Origin of the sequence: Tabrizicola oligotrophica (assembly GCF_011008935.1) — a bacterium.
Taxonomy (GTDB): Bacteria; Pseudomonadota; Alphaproteobacteria; order Rhodobacterales; family Rhodobacteraceae; genus Tabrizicola_A; species Tabrizicola_A oligotrophica.
The window spans coordinates 1-342 of record NZ_JAAIVJ010000049.1; the positions used below are offsets into that span (position 1 = coordinate 1).

Annotated in this window: 1 tRNA gene; it reads left to right on the plus strand. The window is 57.0% G+C overall.

What is annotated here, in order from left to right:
• The first annotated feature begins 47 nt into the window (after window positions 1–47).
• Window positions 48–124 (plus strand) — tRNA-Met (locus G4Z14_RS18780).
• Window positions 125–342 lie beyond the last annotated feature (218 nt).

The window sequence follows — 342 nt, forward strand, 5'->3', positions numbered from 1 at the left end:
CAAACCCTTCCCAAAATAACCCGGAAGGGACCGCCGAAAGGCAATGGCGCGGGGTGGAGCAGCCCGGTAGCTCGTCAGGCTCATAACCTGAAGGCCGCAGGTTCAAATCCTGCCCCCGCAACCAAAAATTATAAATATATCAGATGCTTAGAGCCCGACGTAAACCGTCGGGTTTTGTGCGTTCCGCTCTACATCAACGCCACATCAACACCTCAATGACCTGCCCCCCGGTCGTCCCTCGTTCATAACGAGAGTCCTTGGGGTTGATAGGCATCGGTTTCAGGTCTGGCAAGCGCGCCGGGCGCGTTGCCATCAAGTAGCTCAAGCGTCCGGCGCGCTTCT